The organism is Mesorhizobium sp. WSM4904, assembly GCF_029674545.1.
GTDB lineage: Bacteria > Pseudomonadota > Alphaproteobacteria > Rhizobiales > Rhizobiaceae > Mesorhizobium.
In genome coordinates this window covers 2,786,670-2,803,476 of the sequence record NZ_CP121354.1, presented here as the reverse complement: position 1 = coordinate 2,803,476, position 16,807 = coordinate 2,786,670, and the positions used below count along the sequence as shown (strand labels likewise).

18 protein-coding genes are annotated in these 16,807 nt (G+C 64.1%); 10 read left to right on the top strand and 8 right to left on the bottom strand.

All coding sequences use genetic code 11. The features are described 5' to 3' along the window. Positions 1-641: 641 nt before the first annotated feature. A complete protein-coding gene (locus tag QAZ47_RS13385; RefSeq protein ID WP_278233561.1) occupies positions 642-1,139 on the top strand; it encodes an isoprenylcysteine carboxylmethyltransferase family protein in 498 nt (165 codons plus the stop codon). Positions 1,140-1,170: 31 nt separating this feature from the next. On the opposite strand, the gene QAZ47_RS13380 is transcribed toward QAZ47_RS13385, so the two are convergent. Continuing rightward, complete coding sequence (locus tag QAZ47_RS13380; protein ID WP_278074890.1) at positions 1,171-2,067, bottom strand: LysR family transcriptional regulator; 897 nt, start codon at positions 2,065-2,067, stop codon at positions 1,171-1,173. Positions 2,068-2,139: 72 nt separating this feature from the next. Continuing rightward, the gene (gene trxB / locus QAZ47_RS13375) at positions 2,140-3,114 is read right to left on the bottom strand and encodes a thioredoxin-disulfide reductase (protein WP_278233560.1); all 975 of its coding nucleotides are present in this window, start codon (positions 3,112-3,114) and stop codon (positions 2,140-2,142) included. Positions 3,115-3,334: 220 nt separating this feature from the next. Here trxB and QAZ47_RS13370 point away from each other — a divergent pair, with 220 nt between their 5' ends. Next, positions 3,335-3,811, top strand: coding sequence for an Lrp/AsnC family transcriptional regulator (locus tag QAZ47_RS13370; RefSeq protein WP_278207224.1), 477 nt, complete (start codon positions 3,335-3,337; stop codon positions 3,809-3,811). Positions 3,812-3,900: 89 nt separating this feature from the next. Here the strand turns inward: QAZ47_RS13370 and QAZ47_RS13365 are convergent, their stop codons facing one another. From QAZ47_RS13365 to rfaE1, 3 genes are read right to left on the bottom strand one after another with little or no spacing between them, the layout of a single operon-like run. After that, complete coding sequence (locus QAZ47_RS13365; RefSeq protein ID WP_278233559.1) at positions 3,901-4,533, bottom strand: HAD family hydrolase; 633 nt, start codon at positions 4,531-4,533, stop codon at positions 3,901-3,903. Then, the gene (locus tag QAZ47_RS13360) at positions 4,526-5,098 is read right to left on the bottom strand and encodes an SIS domain-containing protein (protein ID WP_278233558.1); all 573 of its coding nucleotides are present in this window, start codon (positions 5,096-5,098) and stop codon (positions 4,526-4,528) included. The genes QAZ47_RS13365 and QAZ47_RS13360 overlap by 8 nt, the downstream gene beginning before the upstream one ends. 7 nt (positions 5,099-5,105) lie before the next feature. Then, entirely contained in the window at positions 5,106-6,596 is a 1,491-nt protein-coding gene (gene rfaE1, locus QAZ47_RS13355) for a D-glycero-beta-D-manno-heptose-7-phosphate kinase (protein ID WP_278233557.1), read from the bottom strand. A 267-nt stretch (positions 6,597-6,863) separates the two neighbouring features. Between rfaE1 and rfaD the strand changes: the two genes are divergently transcribed. The 3 genes from rfaD to waaC are packed head-to-tail and all read left to right on the top strand — an operon-like array spanning position 6,864 to position 9,762. Beyond that, entirely contained in the window at positions 6,864-7,811 is a 948-nt protein-coding gene (rfaD, locus tag QAZ47_RS13350) for an ADP-glyceromanno-heptose 6-epimerase (protein ID WP_278233556.1), read from the top strand. Next, positions 7,784-8,791, top strand: a complete 1,008-nt coding sequence (gene waaF / locus QAZ47_RS13345; protein WP_278233555.1) for a lipopolysaccharide heptosyltransferase II — start codon at positions 7,784-7,786, stop codon at positions 8,789-8,791. Before rfaD ends, waaF begins: the two co-directional genes overlap by 28 nt. Continuing rightward, positions 8,788-9,762, top strand: a complete 975-nt coding sequence (gene waaC, locus QAZ47_RS13340; RefSeq protein ID WP_278233554.1) for a lipopolysaccharide heptosyltransferase I — start codon at positions 8,788-8,790, stop codon at positions 9,760-9,762. The genes waaF and waaC overlap by 4 nt, the downstream gene beginning before the upstream one ends. A gap of 5 nt (positions 9,763-9,767) precedes the next feature. On the opposite strand, the gene greA is transcribed toward waaC, so the two are convergent. After that, positions 9,768-10,241, bottom strand: a complete 474-nt coding sequence (gene greA, locus QAZ47_RS13335; protein WP_278074901.1) for a transcription elongation factor GreA — start codon at positions 10,239-10,241, stop codon at positions 9,768-9,770. Positions 10,242-10,513: 272 nt separating this feature from the next. Beyond that, positions 10,514-11,059, bottom strand: coding sequence for a tetratricopeptide repeat protein (locus QAZ47_RS13330; RefSeq protein WP_278233553.1), 546 nt, complete (start codon positions 11,057-11,059; stop codon positions 10,514-10,516). A gap of 178 nt (positions 11,060-11,237) precedes the next feature. On the opposite strand from QAZ47_RS13330, the gene QAZ47_RS13325 reads away from it, so the two are divergent. The 4 genes from QAZ47_RS13325 (at position 11,238) to QAZ47_RS13310 (ending at position 14,653) form a co-directional block, all read left to right on the top strand. Then, positions 11,238-11,663, top strand: a complete 426-nt coding sequence (locus tag QAZ47_RS13325) for a DUF3775 domain-containing protein (protein WP_278207216.1) — start codon at positions 11,238-11,240, stop codon at positions 11,661-11,663. Positions 11,664-11,856: 193 nt separating this feature from the next. Next, entirely contained in the window at positions 11,857-12,849 is a 993-nt protein-coding gene (locus QAZ47_RS13320; RefSeq protein WP_278233807.1) for an extensin family protein, read from the top strand. 120 nt (positions 12,850-12,969) lie between these two features. After that, complete coding sequence (locus QAZ47_RS13315) at positions 12,970-13,791, top strand: extensin family protein (protein ID WP_278233552.1); 822 nt, start codon at positions 12,970-12,972, stop codon at positions 13,789-13,791. Positions 13,792-13,945: 154 nt separating this feature from the next. Further along, entirely contained in the window at positions 13,946-14,653 is a 708-nt protein-coding gene (locus QAZ47_RS13310) for an LssY C-terminal domain-containing protein (RefSeq protein ID WP_278233551.1), read from the top strand. 12 nt (positions 14,654-14,665) lie between these two features. Here QAZ47_RS13310 and QAZ47_RS13305 read toward each other — a convergent pair whose 3' ends face one another. Further along, positions 14,666-15,688 (bottom strand): NAD(P)-dependent alcohol dehydrogenase, encoded by a 1,023-nt coding sequence (locus QAZ47_RS13305; protein WP_278233550.1) that lies wholly within the window; start codon positions 15,686-15,688, stop codon positions 14,666-14,668. A 122-nt stretch (positions 15,689-15,810) separates the two neighbouring features. On the opposite strand from QAZ47_RS13305, the gene QAZ47_RS13300 reads away from it, so the two are divergent. Next, on the top strand, positions 15,811-16,722 hold the full coding sequence (locus tag QAZ47_RS13300; RefSeq protein ID WP_278233549.1) for a LysR family transcriptional regulator: 912 nt from the start codon (positions 15,811-15,813) through the stop codon (positions 16,720-16,722). Positions 16,723-16,807 lie beyond the last annotated feature (85 nt).

Sequence of the window (16,807 nt, the reverse complement as noted above, 5' to 3'; positions counted from 1 at the left end):
GCGCCCGGATCGTCCGGACGCCGTTCTTATTGCGGACCGTCTTCCTGGGAGGCAACGGCAGGTCCGCCGCATCAGGAAAAATGGTTCGGACGCGGTAGCTGCCTGAGCCCGGCCTGCCCGAGTGATGCCCCCATCTCCCGGACCGACCAACCGCGTCCTATGATCTACTTAATCGATAGAGTGCGTCTGCGACATGTTACCCGATGTTACATGTCACTGTTACGTGGTCCCGGCGCACACATTTCCGGTGTCGGCGTGACCTCGGCGCAACAAAAAAGCCGGATCAATAAAGATCCGGCTGAGTTTGATTGGAAGTGCCGATTAGGGCTAACCTCCAGAGGGGAACACTCGAGGGCGCTAATGGGAGGAGAACGCGCCCTGGAGATGAACTATATATGTGCTCATCATGCCCAAGAAACAAGCATCTATTTTGCAACACACGCATGCAAAAAGACGCAGGCTGTGGTCCAACCTATTCCGGGAACCGATAGGACCAGCAAAAATCGCCGAATCCTGGGCCTTTCCGGACCGAAAGCGATCGCTGATATGCAAATCGCTGCCGATTCTGTCCGGAAATACGTGAAATCCGAAATGATACGGATTCGGGCAGGCCGCGTTCATTTTTGCGGCAGGAGGACCTGATGCGGACGTTTTCGGCAGTCGCCGGCAGCGCGCTGTTCCTGGTCGCGGCACCCGGCATGGTCGCAGGGCTGATGCCCTGGCTTTTGACCGATCATTATCGTGTGCCGTGGTCCACGGTGCCGGGTTTCGTGCCCCTGGGCTGGATTCTGGTGATCGGGGCGGCCGGGGTCCTGCTTCACGCCTTCGCCCGTTTCGCCCTGGAGGGCCTGGGCACGCCGGCCCCGGTCGCGCCGACCGAGAAACTGGTCGTCGGCGGCATCTATCGCCACGTGCGCAACCCCATGTATGTCGCAGTGCTGTCGATCATCCTTGGCCAGGTGCTCATCTTTTCGAGCTGGGCGGTGCTGGTCTACGGCCTCATCGCCGCGGCGGCGATGATCTCCTTCGTCAAGGTCTACGAGGAGCCGACGCTCGCCCGGCGCTATGGCGCCGAGTACGAAACCTACCGCCGCGCCGTGCCCGGCTGGCTGCCGCGCATCACGCCTTGGCGCGGGTAGCAGTTTACGTCCGGTGGCGTCTCAGGCTGTCTCAGAATGACCAGCTACGCGCCTTCGCGATGATGAAATCGCGAAACACATGCAGCTTCGCCTGGTTCTTCATCGCGTCCGGATAGGCGAAATAGGTGTCGAAGGATGGCACCTCGGTCTCGGGCAGCAACTGGACCAGGTTCGAGTCCTTGCTGATGACGTAATCGGGCAGCATGGCGATGCCGGCGCCGCCCTGCACCGCGCGCTTGATCGACAGGATGTCGTTGATCTGCAGCGTCGGCACTCTTTGGCCACCCTCGAAATCGCCGACCGTCTCCAGCCAGTTCAGTTCCGACAGATGCGCGGGCACCGGCACGCCGAAGGTGACGATCCTGTGGTTCCTGAGCTCGGCGATCGAGGCCGGCTTGCCGAACTTCGCGACATAGGAAGGCGCCGCGTAGAGATGGAAATGCACGGTGAACAGCCGGCGCTGGATGAGGTCCGGCTGCTGTGGCTGCCTGAGCCGAATGGCGCAGTCGGCCTGGCGCATGGTCAGGTCGAGCTCCTCATTGGCGAGGATGAGCTGCAGGCTGATCTCTGGATAGAGCTCGATGAATTCCTGCACCCGCTCAGTCAGCCAGCCCGCGCCCAGGCCTACCGTGGTCGTCACCCTCAGCACGCCGGACGGCCGATCCTTGGTCTCGGTCAGCCGCGACTTGATCGTCTCCAGCTTCATCAGCACGTCATGCGCCGTGCGGAACAGCATCTCGCCCTGCTCGGTCAGCACGAGGCCGCGCGCGTGGCGGTGAAACAGCGCCACACCAACGTCATGCTCGAGCGCGCTGACCTGCCGCGAGATCGCCGATTGCGAAAGATGCAGTGTCTCGGCGGCATGGGTGAACGACCCAGCCTCCGCCGCAGCGTGAAACACGCGTAGCTTGTCCCAGTCCAGCGCCATGATTCCCCTCGTGTTGCCTTTGGCGTCTGAATGAAAAATCAGGCTTTTAAACGGCTTTTTTCAGCCGATCGATTATTCCGCCGCTTCCCGGTGAACCTCGATCCCCGCCAGATATTTCTCCGCTTCGAGCGCGGCCATGCAGCCGAGCCCTGCCGCCGTCACCGCCTGGCGGTAGACATCGTCGGTGACATCGCCGGCGGCAAACACGCCGGGGACGTCGGTGCGGGTCGAGTCAGGCGCCGTCCATAGATAGCCGTTCGGCTTCTGCTTGAGCTTGCCGACGAAAAGCTCGACCGCCGGCGCATGACCGATCGCGACGAAGACGCCGTCGACCGGCAGCCGCGATATTTCTCCGGTCATCACATTGCGCAGCTTCAAGCCCTCGACCGAAGGCGGCAGCGGCGCCTTGCCCGGCTGCCCGGTGATCTCGTCGACGACCGTATCCCAGATGACGCGGACATTGTCCTTCTGGAACAGCCGCTCGCGCAGGATGCGCTCGGCGCGGAAATCGCCGCGCCGGTGAATGACGGTGACGCTCCTGGCGAGGTTGGCGAGATAGAGCGCTTCCTCGACCGCCGAATTGCCGCCGCCGACCACCGCGACATCCTTGCCGCGATAGAAGAAGCCGTCGCAGGTGGCGCAGGCCGAAACGCCGAAGCCCATGAAGGTCTGCTCCGACGGAATGCCCAGCCACTTGGCCTGCGCGCCGGTGGCGATGATCAATGCGTCCGCGGTATAGACGGTGCCGGAATCGCCGGTGGCGCGGAACGGCCGCACGTTGAGGTCGACCTCGGTGATGATGTCGTTGACGATCTCGGTGCCGACATGCTCAGCCTGCTTGAGCATTTGCTCCATCAGCCACGGACCCTGTATCGGATCGGCGAAGCCCGGATAGTTTTCGACGTCGGTGGTGATCATCAACTGGCCGCCCTGCTGCAGGCCGGCGACGAGCATCGGCTTCAGCATGGCGCGCGCGGCATAGATTGCCGCCGTGTAGCCGGCCGGGCCGGAGCCGATGATGAGAACGGGCGCGTGTTTGATGTTCATTAAAAGTCCCCTGCGGCGCGAGGCCGTGGTTTTGTCGCCGGTAATGTAAGTGCTGCCCGCCAAGCCAGCAAGGCAGCTTGGCCTTCGTCCCCGGAAAGCTTCATAGCGAAGGCATAACCGGCCATGTCCCTTCGAACGCGCAAAAATTATCGGGAAGGGATGGCCTCGCGCGCGAAACCAAATTACAAAATCGCGAAAGATTCTTGCGCGAAGGCCGGTCATGCCGCTCAAAGCCGATCTCGACGCCATCGATTGGAAGATTCTGCGCGAGTTGCAGAACGACGGCCGCATGACCAATGTCGAGCTGTCCAACCGGGTCGGCATCTCGGCGCCGCCTTGCCTGCGCCGCGTCAGGCGGCTGGAAGAGGCCGGCATCATCCGCGGCTACCGGGCGCTGCTCAACGCACCGGCCCTCGGCATGGATGTCGTCGCTTTCTGCCTTATCGGCCTGCATCATCAGGCCGACGCCGAGCTGAAGACTTTCGCGGAACGCACACGCGGCTGGCCGATCGTTCGCGATGCCTGGATGGTCTCGGGTGAATCCGATTTCCTGCTGCACTGCGTGGCGAGCGATCTCGGCACCTTCCAGACCTTCGTCATCGAGGAACTGGCTTCGGCCCCCAATGTCGACACGGTGCGCACTGCGCTCACCATCCGCCGCGTGAAAGACGAAGGGCTGGTGGCTTTTCCGAGCTGACGAAGGCGATTCCTGGAAAACTGCGCCGGCTTTTCCGAAAAACCCTGGAGAGCCAGCGGTTTGGCGCCCAAGTTCGAATCAATATGCGATCAGAGCGATCGTATCGCGGCCAGCAGGCCGTCGAGATCACGGGCGTCGCGCAACGATGCAACCGCAAGCCCGCCCATCGTTGAGGCTTCGCCATCGACCAGCCAGCCGCGTGTGAGGCTGGCGCGCTCGCCCGCTTCCATGTCGGCAGGCTTGTCGCCGACGATCAGCGATCGCTCGAGATCGAGGCCGAGGCGGCGCCCTGCCTCGAGCAGCATGCCCGGATTTGGCTTGCGCATCGGATGATCGGTGACGGCCAGCGGGCCAGAACCGGCCTCGTGATAGGCGCAGGCCAGCACCATGTCGACGGCTGCATTCTTCTCGGCAAGCAGGTCGAGCACCCGCTGATTGACCCGGGCGAAGGCATCCCAGCCAAAATAGCCGCGCGCGATGCCGGACTGGTTGGTGATGACGACGACGGGGATGCCCCGCCGGTTCGCGGCCTCTATGACCGGCGCGATGCCGTCGCGCAGCACAATAGCGGCCGGATCGTCGGGATAGCCGGTGTCGACATTGATGGTGCCGTCGCGGTCGAGAAACAGCGCCGGCAGGCCGGCTGGGAACGATCTGGATCCAATCCGCTCGACCCACAGGCCGGGCTCGGCGAGCGGAAAATCCCTTTCGCCGTCAGCCATTGCTGAGACGCGCTTCCACCGCCTCGCACAAATGATGGTAGAGGCAGAGATGCCCCTGCTGGATGATCGGTGTCGAGGTCGACGGCACGTTGAGCAGGATGTCGGTCAGCGGCTTCAGCTTGCCGCCGGTGTCGCCGGTGAGGCTGATCACCGTCATCCCCATGGCGCGCGCCTGCTCGGCGGCGGCAAGGATGCTCGGCGAATTGCCGCTGGTCGAGATGGCGAGCAGCACCGCGCCTTCCGATCCATGTGCCTCGACCTGGCGCGAGAAGACCGTGTCGAAGCCATAATCGTTGCCCCAGGCGGTCAGCACCGCCGCATTGGCCGGCAGCGCGATGACATTGTAGGCCTTGCGCTCCTTGAGGAAACGGCCGACCAGTTCGCCGGCGATGTGGATGGCATCGCTCGCCGAGCCGCCATTGCCGCAGATCAGCAGCGCCTTGCCCCGCGACAGCGCCGTCACGACCGTGCTCACCGCGCGCTCCATCTCGCCGGTGAGGTCGCGCTCGACCATCGCCGAGATCGCCGCCGCGGAGCGGACCAGATAATCGTTCAGTTCGGACATGAAACCCTCAATTCGTGCCGCCGGCGCGCAGCTTGCCGATCGTGCTTGTCGTGCTCTTGCCGGCGACGAGGTCGACCAGCACCACGCGCCCGCCCGCCTTCTGCACCACGTCGGCGCCGACCACGGTCTCGATCGTATAGTCCGCGCCCTTGACCAGGATGTCGGGCTTTAGCGCCTCGATCAGCTTGAGCGGCGTGTCCTCCTCGAAGACGACGACGGCATCCACCGAGGCAAGCGCCGCCAACACGCAGGCGCGGTCATGCTGGTCGTTGACCGGGCGTCCGGGACCTTTGAGCCGGCGCACCGAGGCATCGCTGTTGAGGCCGAGCACCAGCCGGTCGCACTGGCTGCGCGCGGCGTGCAGCAGGCTGACATGACCGGCATGCAGGATGTCGAAGCAGCCATTGGTGAAACCGACGGTCAGCCCCTCCTCATTCCACGCCGCCACCATCCTGGCCGCTGCCTTGGCGTCGAGAATGGCATCCTGGTGGACAACCGGCCCGTGCGAGCGGAACAGCGCGCCGGAGAGCTCCTCGACCGTCAGCCGCGCCGTGCCGCGCTTGCCGACCACGACCCCGCCGGCGGCGTTGGCGATTACGGCGGCATGCACCCGGTCGGCGCCGGCGGCGAGGGAAAGCGCGAAGGTCGCGATGACCGTATCGCCGGCGCCGGAGACGTCGAACACCTCGCGCGCCTGCGTGGAGATGTGGCGGGCATCCTCGGCGGTGACGACGCTCATGCCCTTTTCGCTGCGCGTGGCGACGATGAAGTCGAAGTCATGCGCGGCGATCAGGTCCCGCGCCGCGGCGACGATCTCGTCGTCGCCGAAGACCGCGCGCCCGACCGCCTCGCCAAGCTCCTTGCGATTGGGCGTCACCGCCGTCGCTCCGGCATAGCGCGCATAGTCGCGGCCCTTCGGGTCGACCAGCACCGGCTTTCCGGCATCGCGGCAGATGGCGATCAGCTCGGCCGCCACGCCGTCGAGCAGGATGCCCTTGCCGTAGTCGGACAGGATGACGATGTCGGCGCGCGCAAGCGCGGCCTGAAAGTGCTCGACGAGCGCAGCCCGCTCACCGCGGGCCAGCGGCTTGATCTCCTCCTCGTCGAAACGCAGCACCTGCTGGTTGAGTGCGCTGAAGCGGCTTTTCGACGAGGTCATGCGGTCCTGGCGCTGCAGGAGCCCGTCGGTGTCGACGCCGCTCTCGCTGAGCATCCGCATCAGATTGTTGCCCGCCTGGTCGGCGCCGATTACCGACACGGGTATGGCGGCCCCGCCCAGCGAAACGATGTTGGAGACGACATTGCCGGCGCCGCCCATGTTGAGCGTCTCGCCCCGTCCATGCAGCACGGGGATCGGAGCTTCCGGCGAGATGCGCTCGATCACACCGTTGATGAAGCGGTCGAGGATGAAATCGCCCACCACCAGCACGGTGACGTCACCGAACCGGGCGATGGTGCGATGCAAAGGTTCCGGAGAAGGCGGATTGTGCTTGATCATCTCACTGGCGCCCCGAGGGCGGATTTGGTCGGTTTGAAGCGCCGGAATTGCAGCGCCCATCGTATTTGCGATGCCGATATACCGCAATTGGGGCTAGCGCAACGGCAGGCTGCGAACCGGGCAGGCGGAACGGGCGCGAGTGAAGCGGGAGCTTTGCGGCGCGACTATGGCCAAGCATCGCCGGCTTAGCCCGCGAACGTGCTTTATCGACACTCCCGCCCGCCTCCCCTATAAGAGCCGGAATCGGCAACGCAAACAGAGGCCTTCATGATCATCGTCACGGGCGGCGCCGGCATGATCGGCTCCAACATCGTCGCCGCGCTCAACGCCGACGGACACGACGACATCATGGTCGTCGACGATCTGACCGACGGCCACAAGATCGCCAACCTGGCCGACCTCCACATTGCCGATTATCTCGACAAGGACGAGTTTCTGGTCCGGCTCGAGGATGGCGAGATCGGCCGCGTCGAGGCCGTTTTCCATCAGGGCGCCTGTTCGACCACCACCGAATGGAACGGCAAGTTCATGATGGACGTGAACTACGCCTATTCGAAGCGCCTGCTGCACGCCTGCCTCGCCCTGCGCGTGCCCTTTCTCTACGCCTCCTCGGCTTCGGTCTATGGCGGCGGCAGCGAGTTCCGCGAGGAGCCCGAGTTCGAGCGGCCGCTCAACGTCTACGCGTATTCGAAGAAGCTGTTCGACGACTACGTCCGCCGCAATGTCGACGCCGACCATTCGCAAGTGACGGGCCTGCGCTACTTCAACGTCTACGGGCCGCGCGAGGCGCATAAGGGCGCCATGGCATCGGTTGCCCTCCATCTGTTCAACCAGGTCGAGCAAGGCCAGAACCCGAAACTGTTCGGCGCCTATGACGGCTTCGGCCCGGGCGAGCAGAGTCGCGACTTCATCCATGTCGGCGATGTCGCCGACGTCAATCTGTGGCTTTGGAAACGGGGCCTGAGCGGCATCTTCAACTGCGGCACCGGCCGCGCCCAGCCGTTCCGGGCCATTGCCGAGACGGTGATCGACACGCTCGGCAAGGGTGAGATCGAGTTCATCCCCTTCCCTGATCATCTCAAGGGCAGCTACCAGAGTTTTACGCAGGCGGATATGTCCCGCTTGCGCGCGGCCGGCTACAATGGCCAATTCCGCACCGTCGAAACCGGCGTCAGGGACTATGTCCAATGGCTGAAAGCCCAACGATCCTCGTGATCGGCCCACGCTGGGTAGGCGACATGGTCATGGCCCAGTGCCTGTTCGCGGCACTGAAGGAAAAGCATCCGAACGCCGCCATCGACGTGCTGGCGCCTGCCTGGGCAGCGCCCCTGGTCAAGCGCATGCCGGAAATTCGCTGCCAGATCGATTTCCCGCTGATGCCAGGTGCGCTCGAATTCCGCAGCCGCAGGCGCTTCGGCCGCCTGCTGCGAGGCCGCTACGACATGGCCTATGTGCTGCCGGGGAGCTGGAAATCGGCGCTGATCCCGTTCTTTGCCCGCATTCCACGCCGCGTCGGCTATTTGCGCGAAATGCGCTACGGGCTGCTGACGGACATCGTTCCGCTGCCCGACACCCTCAAGCGGCGCACGGCGCGAGCCTATTTCGGCTTGGCGCGCGGCGGCACGTTCCGCGCGCCGAAACTCACGGTCGATACGGCCAACCAGGCCGATCTGCTGGCGCGGTTCGGGCTCGACGCCAAGCAGTTCGTCGCCTTGATGCCGGGCGCCGAGTTCGGCCCGGCGAAACGCTGGCCGAGCGAACACTATGCCGAGCTCGCCCGAGGCATGATGGCAAAGGGTTTGGGCGTCGCCCTGCTCGGCTCGAAGAACGACGCCGAAGTCACCGGCGAGATCGCGAGGCTCGCGCCGGGCGCCATCGACCTTGCCGGCAGGACGAAGCTCGAGGACGCCATCGACCTGGTCGCCGCGGCCAAGCTTGCCGTGTCGAACGACAGCGGGCTGATGCATGTCGCGGCCGCCGTCGGCACGCCGATCGTCGCCGTCTACGGCTCGACCTCGCCCGAGAACACGCCGCCGCTGACCGATCGCTCGGAGCTGATCTGGCTCCAGCTTTCCTGCTCGCCCTGCCACAGCAAGGTCTGCCCGCTCGGCCATCTCAACTGCCTCAAGACGCTCGACGTCGCGCGGGTCGCGGCCGCGGCCGACCGGTTGCTCAAGGTTCCGGCAGCCGCATGAAGGTGCTGATAGTCAAGACATCGTCGATGGGCGATGTCATCCATACGTTCCCGGCTGTCGAGGATGCACTCCGCAATCGCCCGGACATAAGTTTAGACTGGTGCGTGGAAGAGGCCTTCGCCGGCATCGTCGCCTTGCATCCGGCGATAAAATCCATCCATAAGGTGGCGATCCGACGCTGGCGCAGGAAGCCGTTCGACGGCGGCACATGGCGCGAGATGGCCGGCCTGCGCCACGCTCTGCGAACCGCCCACTATGACCTGGTTCTCGACGCCCAGGGGCTGTTGAAATCGGCCATGGTCGCCAGGCAGGCCGGCGCGCCGATCGCCGGCTTCGACCGCTCCAGCGCCCGCGAGCCCTCGGCGACGCTGTTCTATCAGCGCAAATACGCAGTGCCGCGCGACCTGCACGCTATCGAGCGCACCAGGCGCCTGTTCGGCCTGGTACTGGGTTATCAGCCGGATCTTTCGACGCTAGCCTCCGGCATTGTGCCGCCGGCAGGCGGGCTTACCGGGGTCGAGGGGAAAACAGCCTTCCTGCTGCACGGCACCAGCCGCGAGGACAAGAAATGGCCGGTCGAGGACTGGATCGAGGCCGCGCGCCAATTGGTTGCCAGGCAATTCACGCCTGTCGTCACCTGGTCGAACGAAGCTGAAAAGCGCGTTGCCGAAGCCATCGCCGGTGCCGTTCCGGGAGCGGTGCTGATCCCGAAATCGCCGCTCGCGGAAATCGCCGCGATCCTTGGCCGGTCGACGCTGGTGATTGGCGCCGACACCGGCCTCACCCATCTCGCCAGCGCCTTCGGTCTGCCGACCGTCGCCATATTCCTGGCGACGGAGCCGGGCCTGACCGGTCCGCGCGGGCCGTTCTCGTCGACCTTGCTGGCGCCCGCCAGCGGCAAGGTCACGCCGACGGAGGTGGTGGAGGAGGCTGAACGGCTGCTTATGCTCAAGTCCCAGGCAGCGGCGTAGGGGCCCTAGATGAACTGCACCTGGACGATCTCATAACCCCGGGCGCCGCCGGGCGCATTGACCTCGATGGCGTCGCCGACTTCCTTGCCGATGAGCGCGCGCGCGATCGGCGAGGAGATCGAGATGCGGCCGGACTTCACGTCTGCTTCCTGGTCGCCGACGATCTGATAGGTCTTCTTTTCCTCGGTGTCTTCGTCGACCAGCACGACGGTGGCGCCGAACTTCACCTTGTCGCCGCTGAGCTTCGAGACGTCGATGACCTCGGCCCGCGCGATCAGGTCCTCGAGCTCGTTGACGCGGCCCTCATTGTGGCTCTGAGCCTCTTTCGCGGCGTGGTACTCGGCATTTTCGGACAGGTCGCCATGCGAGCGCGCTTCGGAAATCGCCTCGATGATGCGTGGACGCTCTTCCTGCTGGCGCCAGCGCAGTTCTTCCTTCAATGACGCGAACCCCTCGCCTGTCATCGGGACCTTGTTCATATGCCTGACCTTTCCTGCCACCGCCCCCGCTTATCGGGAGCGGCCTTGTCGATGGGTACAAAAAGAAAACGGTCCGGCAGCCTCGGGCTAACGGAACCGTTTCACCACAATTTCCCTGAATATAGCGATCTTCGTGTGATTTTCACGCCCAAAAATGAAGTTTGGCAAATTCACCACCGCTTTCGCGAAACGGTCCGGCCGCGAAATGCGGCAGGCGGAAAAAAAACCGGCCGTGATTGCGCACGGCCGGTTTGGGGAAGCCGGTGGTCGAATCAGCTCCTCAGGAAATGATCGATCTGCTCGGACAGCATGCCGTATTCGCGCGAGCCTTTGCCGGTCCGCTTCTCGATCTCCATCAACTGCTGCTGCGCGCCGGCAAGATCGCCGATCTGCAGATGCGCCTCACCGAGATATTCGCGCACCAGCGTGTAGTTCGGGTCGATGCGCAGCGCTTCCTCGTAATAGCCGAGGCCGACGGTCACGCGGCCGGAATGGCGATGCGAATAGCCGAGATAGTTGAGAATGCGCGGATCCTGCTTGTTGGCGGCTAAAGTCAGCACGGAGATCGCTTCGTCATAGCGTCCGGCCATCGCCAGATCGTGGCCAGCCTCGTAGATGCTGTCGTCATCCAGCATGCCATATTGCGGCACAATACATTTCTTCTTCTTCTTGTCCCAGACCTCGCCTTTCTTGCACTGGGTGGTTGTCTGGCCGCCGCTAGAACCAGCACTACCACCTTCACCAGCGGTGAAAGCAGGCGCCGCGAACAGCGGCAGGGCACCAACAGCCATGACCTGAATAAGCAAACGTCTGCGCATTTAAGCCTCCGTGAGCGTGACAATGCCAGACTAACGCCGCTTCGATAGGGTTTCATCCCGAAAAGCTGACGGCTGCCAACTGGACTTTCCGAGCGCGCCTCCCGCTCCTTGCGAACTGACGTGACGCGGGCCGCAAATCCGCTATCATCAGCTAAGCGCTTACGTGGGAGAAAGGCCCGTGCAGCAACGCCTCGAGAAGGAATGGGAGCTTTCAATCGATCCGGATACGGTGCGCCTGTTCATCCTCAAGGCCAAGGCGCTGAGCGCCGCCGTCAACGAAGATTACGACGACGGCGCCGAGCATGAGGTCGAGTTCGACGGCGGCACGCACGACAGCCACCATCACGACGGCCTCGTCGAGGAAGCTTCGGAAGACCTCACCGAAGAGGAATTCCGCGAGCTGATCAACGACCTCAACGTCGATGAAGCGGCAGAGCTGGTGGCATTGGCCTGGATCGGTCGTGGCGACTACGATGCCTCCGAATGGATCGACGCGGTGGCCGCGGCGCGCGAGCGCGCCAACAAGCGCACTGCAAAATACCTGCTTGGCCTGCCGCAACTCGCCGACTGGCTGGAGGAAGGCCTGGAGGCGATCGGCGCGTAACGGGCCGGTAACCGATTTTGATCGCAACGCCGCCGCCGCCAAGGCAACTTAACCATGCCGGCGCCGTTTCCGGCCGATGGCAACGCTGAGCTTTTCGAGATTTTGCAGACTGGCGCTGCCTTTGGCGGCGGCGACCTTGCTGATCACGCCGGCCGATGCCAAGCATCGCCACAGGCAGCCGCTGACACCGCGTATGGAGCAGCCATTGACGCAGCGGGCCGATCGGCCCCTGAGGCCGAGGAGCAAGCACCGCGTGAGATCGCGAGCGAAGCGGCATATAGAGCCAAAGCTGACGCAACGACAAACGCAGGACCAGCCGACCTTGCCCGCCGACGTTCCGGTGCCGGAGCCGCGTCCCGCGGAAGCGCGAAACGCCGACGCATCCGACCGGTTCAATCAGGAGAAGTCTCGTCAGGGAAGGCGGCAGCGCCCCGAGCCTTCGGCACCGAAGCCGTCAACCGACATGAACAACGAACCTGAGGCGCCGGGCGCGGTGCCGATTCCGACACCAAGGCCCGACATCGCGGAACCGGAGGTCGAGCCGCCCGCCGTCGCGCCGAAGCCACCTGAAAAACCGGCTGGTACCGGCGACAACAAACCGCTGCCCGATCCGCGCTCGGCCGATCGTCCCGCCGACAAGATGCCGGCCGAGGAAGTTGCCTGCCGTGAGCGCCTCAAGACGCTCGGCGTCGAATTCGAGGAGCACAAGGCCGAGCACGATGCTGCAATCGGCTGCTCGATCCCCTACCCCATCGTTCTGAAAACGCTTGGAAAATCGATCGGCATCGGTTCCGGCGCCGAGCTCAATTGCCGGATGGCCGAGGCTGCCGCGCACTTTGCCGCCGATGTCATCCAGCCGGCGGCGAAGGCCGAATTCGGTGCCGATCTCAAATCGATCACACAGGCTTCCGCCTTCGTCTGCCGTCCGCGCCACGGCGGCGAAAAGCTGTCGGAGCACGCCTTCGGCAATGCGCTGGACATCGCTTCCTTCACCCTGTCGGATGGCAGGAAGATCGAGATCGGCCCGGTGCCGCCCGAAAAGGATGCAAATTTCCTGAACACGGTGCGCAAGGCTGCCTGCGGGCCGTTCAAGACGGTGCTCGGCCCGGGCAGCGATCCCGACCACGCGCTGCACTTCCACTTCGACCTCGAGCCGCGCCGCCACGGCGGGACGTTCTGCCAATAAGGGACGTTCTGCCGATAAGAACAGATGCCGCAATTCGGCCCCAGGCGTGAATACGGGCGCTGATCTTTCCTTTACTCTTGCCGACTAGACTTGTGCCATCCGGGGACAGGAAACCTTTCGATGGCCGGAAGACTTGGCGCCATGCTTGCCAGGGCGCGACAGAACAATTGTGCGCGCGTCGTCGTCAGGTTGGCCACCGGGCTTGCCATCGCTGCGATATCCGCCTGCACCACCGGCGATGTCTTCTCGCTGCAGCCGGCTGTCGACGTCGGTGGCCAGACCGCCGCTGTGCCCGAGGCGCCGCAATATTCCGGCATGCAGAGGCTTGTCCCATCCAACCCCTATATGACCCAGGCCGCCTATCCGCGCATGGATGAGCCGATGTCGCCGGTCGAGCAGATGCCGGCCAGCGAGATCGACTGCCGCAACGAATTGAAGCGCATGGGCGTCGTCTACACCGATATCCAGCCGATCCACGAAGGCCAGTGCGGCATCGACTTCCCGGTGAAAGTCTCGGCCATCGGCAGCGTCGAGATGAAGCCGGCCGCCACGCTGACCTGCAACATGGCCGCGACCTTCGCGGCCTGGACCCGGAACGAGCTGGTGCCGGCCGCCCGCTGGCGCTATTTCTCCGGCGTCAGGGCGATCCACCAGGGCTCGAGCTATTCCTGCCGCAACATCGCCGGCGAAGGTGTCTTGTCCGAGCACGGCAAGGGCAACGCCCTCGACGTCATGAGCATCGAGCTCAACAATGGCGACGACATCGACGTCCGCAAGCCCGGCCTGTTCGCCTTCCGCACCCGCGGCTTCCTGAACAATGTGCGCGCCGACGGCTGCCAGTATTTCAACACGGTGCTCGGTCCGGGTTACAATTACGACCACCGCAACCATTTCCATTTCGACGTCAAGAACCGCAGGAACGGTTATCGCGCCTGCCGCTAGAGCAATTCCAGGAAAACTGCGCAGCGGTTAGGCTCGGCGACTTCGCCGTAGCCTTCCGTCCGGAATTGCGTAAAAACAAATAGTTAGCATTCCCCTGCCCAATCCGATCGGCGCGGCATAGAGTGGCCGCGAACGGGCTCGGGAGCGGTTTCTCGTGAGTGAGCGAAGTCTTAGGCGGCGCGCGGCGATCTGGCTGGCGGCTTTCTGCGCCTTCTATCTGGCCTTTGCCTATCTCGCCGCGCCGGAATTCTGGACCTGGCGGGAGCGCGGCTTCCGCACGCAGCGCTTCGAGATGGTGACGCATACGCCGCAAGGGATTCCGGGCGATCCGATCAATGTCGGACTTGTCGGGACCGAAAAAGAGGTGGTCCACGCCTTTGCCGTCGCCGGCTGGGATACGGCCGATGCCATCACACTGAGGACGGCGATCGACATCGGGGAAAGTGTCTTGTTCTCCCGGCCCTATCCCGATGCCCCGGTGAGCCGCCTGCTGTTCGAAGGCCGCGCCCAGGATCTCGCCTTCGAGAAGCCGGTCGGCGACAGCGCCGACAGGCGCCACCATGTCCGCTTTTGGCAGACCAACACGGCCGGCGACGACGGCCGCCCGCTCTGGCTGGGGGCCGCCAGCTTCGACCGCGGCGTCGGCCTCAGCCACGACACTGGCGCCATCACCCACCATATCGGCCCGGACATCGACGCCGAGCGCAACTTCCTGATCGGCGATCTCAAGGCGGCGGGTCTGCTGACCTCGACCAGCGAGGTACCGGCGATCGGTGCCACGCGGGACGGCAGGAATGGCGGCGGCGATCCGTATTTCACCGACGGCCTCGCGCTAGTCGGCGTCCTGAAGACTCTGCCGTGACAGCGCGGCAAGTCAGGTCATGGCGATGACGATCTTGCCGAACGGCCCTTTCTCCAGATGCCCGAAAGCCTCCGGCACATCGTCGAAGCCATAGACCTTGTCGATGACGGGCTTGATGCCAAGCGCCTCGATAGCCTGGTTCATGCGCTCGAAACTGCGGCGGTGGCCGATGGAAATGCCTTGCATGACGATGCGGTTGCGCATGAACGGCAGGACCGGAAAGCTGATCTCCATGGCGCCAAGCAGGCCGATGATCGACAGCCGGCCATCGGCGGCAAGCGCATTGAGCGACCGCCTGGCATTGTCGCCGCCGACCATTTCCAGGATATGGTTGACGCCCAGCCCGTCCGTCAGATCGCGGGCTGCCTCGTCCCAAGCCGGCTGCGAGCGATAGTTGATCACCTGCCAGGCGCCGAGATCCTTGGCGCGCTCGAGCTTCTCGTCGCTGCTCGACGTGACGATGGCACGCAGGCCGAACGCCGCGGCGAACTGCAGCGCGAACAGCGAGACGCCGCCCGTGCCCTGGATCAGCACGGTCTGGCCCGGCACCGGCCTTGTCGCTTCGGCCATGGCGAACCAGGCCGTCAGCGCCGCGATCGGCAGCGTCGCCGCTTCGACATCGCTGAGCGATGGCGGCGCGAGCACCGCGGTGTCCTCGCCGAAGACGACATGCTCGGAAAGCATGCCCGAGAGCGACGAGCCCAGCGTGTGCTTGTGGAGCACCGGCGGCGCATCGCCGTCCGGCCAGTCGGCGATCACCTGGCCGAGCACGCGCTGCCCGACCTGGAATCGGCTGACCGCGCTGCCGACGGCAACGACCTCGCCCACGGCGTCCGATGTCGGCACGAAGGGGAAGGAAAGATCGGGGATCAGCATGCCGTCCACGATCAACTTATCCTTGTAGTTCAGCGAGATGGCCTTGGTGCGCACCAGAAGCTCATGCGGGCCTGGCTCGGGTAATCTGCCGCTCACAGGGTTCAGTTTTGACAGGCCGAACCCCGTCATCTGCCAGGACCTGTTGCCGTCGGTGCTCATGTGGGGCGCTCCTTTATTGATGGCTGCGCCAGACATCTATGCGATCCAACTATAGAAAATAATGCCGCAATGCGGGATATTCGACGACAGATTGGAGAGGGAAACTCTACAACGGGCGCATCATGGATTCGATCGACCTGCAAGGCATAGTCGCATTCGTTCATGCGGTTGAGGCCGGCAGCTTCACCGGGGCCGGCAAACGGCTGCATGTGACGAAGTCGGCCATCGGCAAATCGGTCGCGCAACTGGAGCAGCGGCTCGGCGTTCGCCTGCTCAACCGCACGACCCGCAGCCTCAGCCCCACCAGTGAAGGCTCAAGCTATTATGACGCCTGCGTGCGGGCACTGGCGGAAATCGAGGCCGGGCAGGCGCTGCTCGCGTCAAGCCGGCAGGTCCCGTCGGGCAGGCTGCGCATTGACGTTCCGCTAGCCTTTGGCCGCAGATGCGTCGCCCCCCTGCTGTTCGGCATCTCGAGCAGATTCCCGGAACTGGTCATCGAGATTTCCTTCAACGACCGGCGCGTCGACCTGATCGAGGAAGGCATCGATCTTGCGGTGCGCATGGGCGATCTCGACGACAGCCTGTCATTGGCGGCACGCCGCATCTATGCCCAGCGCTCGGCGATATGCGCCTCTCCCGCCTATCTTGAAAGATATGGCAGGCCGCAGTCCATCGACGACCTCGCCCGCCACAGCGTCATCGGCTATGGGCGCGAGGGTGTCGTTCGTCCCTGGACCATCAGGAGCACCGACGGCCATCTGACGACTTTTGTCCCCAAGGCCAGGCTTGTTCTTGGCCACGGCGAACCGATGCTCGATGCAGCCCTTGCCGGCTGCGGCATCACCTTTCTGCCGACCTGGCTGGCGGCTGAGAGCCTGGCGCGCGGCGAGCTTGAAATGGTCCTGTCCGACTGTCTGGTCGAGAACATCGTCGTGCACGCGGTCTGGCCGGTGACGCGGGCGCTGACGCCAAAGGTGCGGGTCGTCATCGACGCGCTCGTCGACCATTTTTCGGCGCCGCCTTGGGATGCCTGAACGGCTCGCCCGTCATGCCTCCAATTGTAATGCTTCAAAAATAACGGCGGACTATTTTCGAATGCACCGCGGCAATGCTATTGAC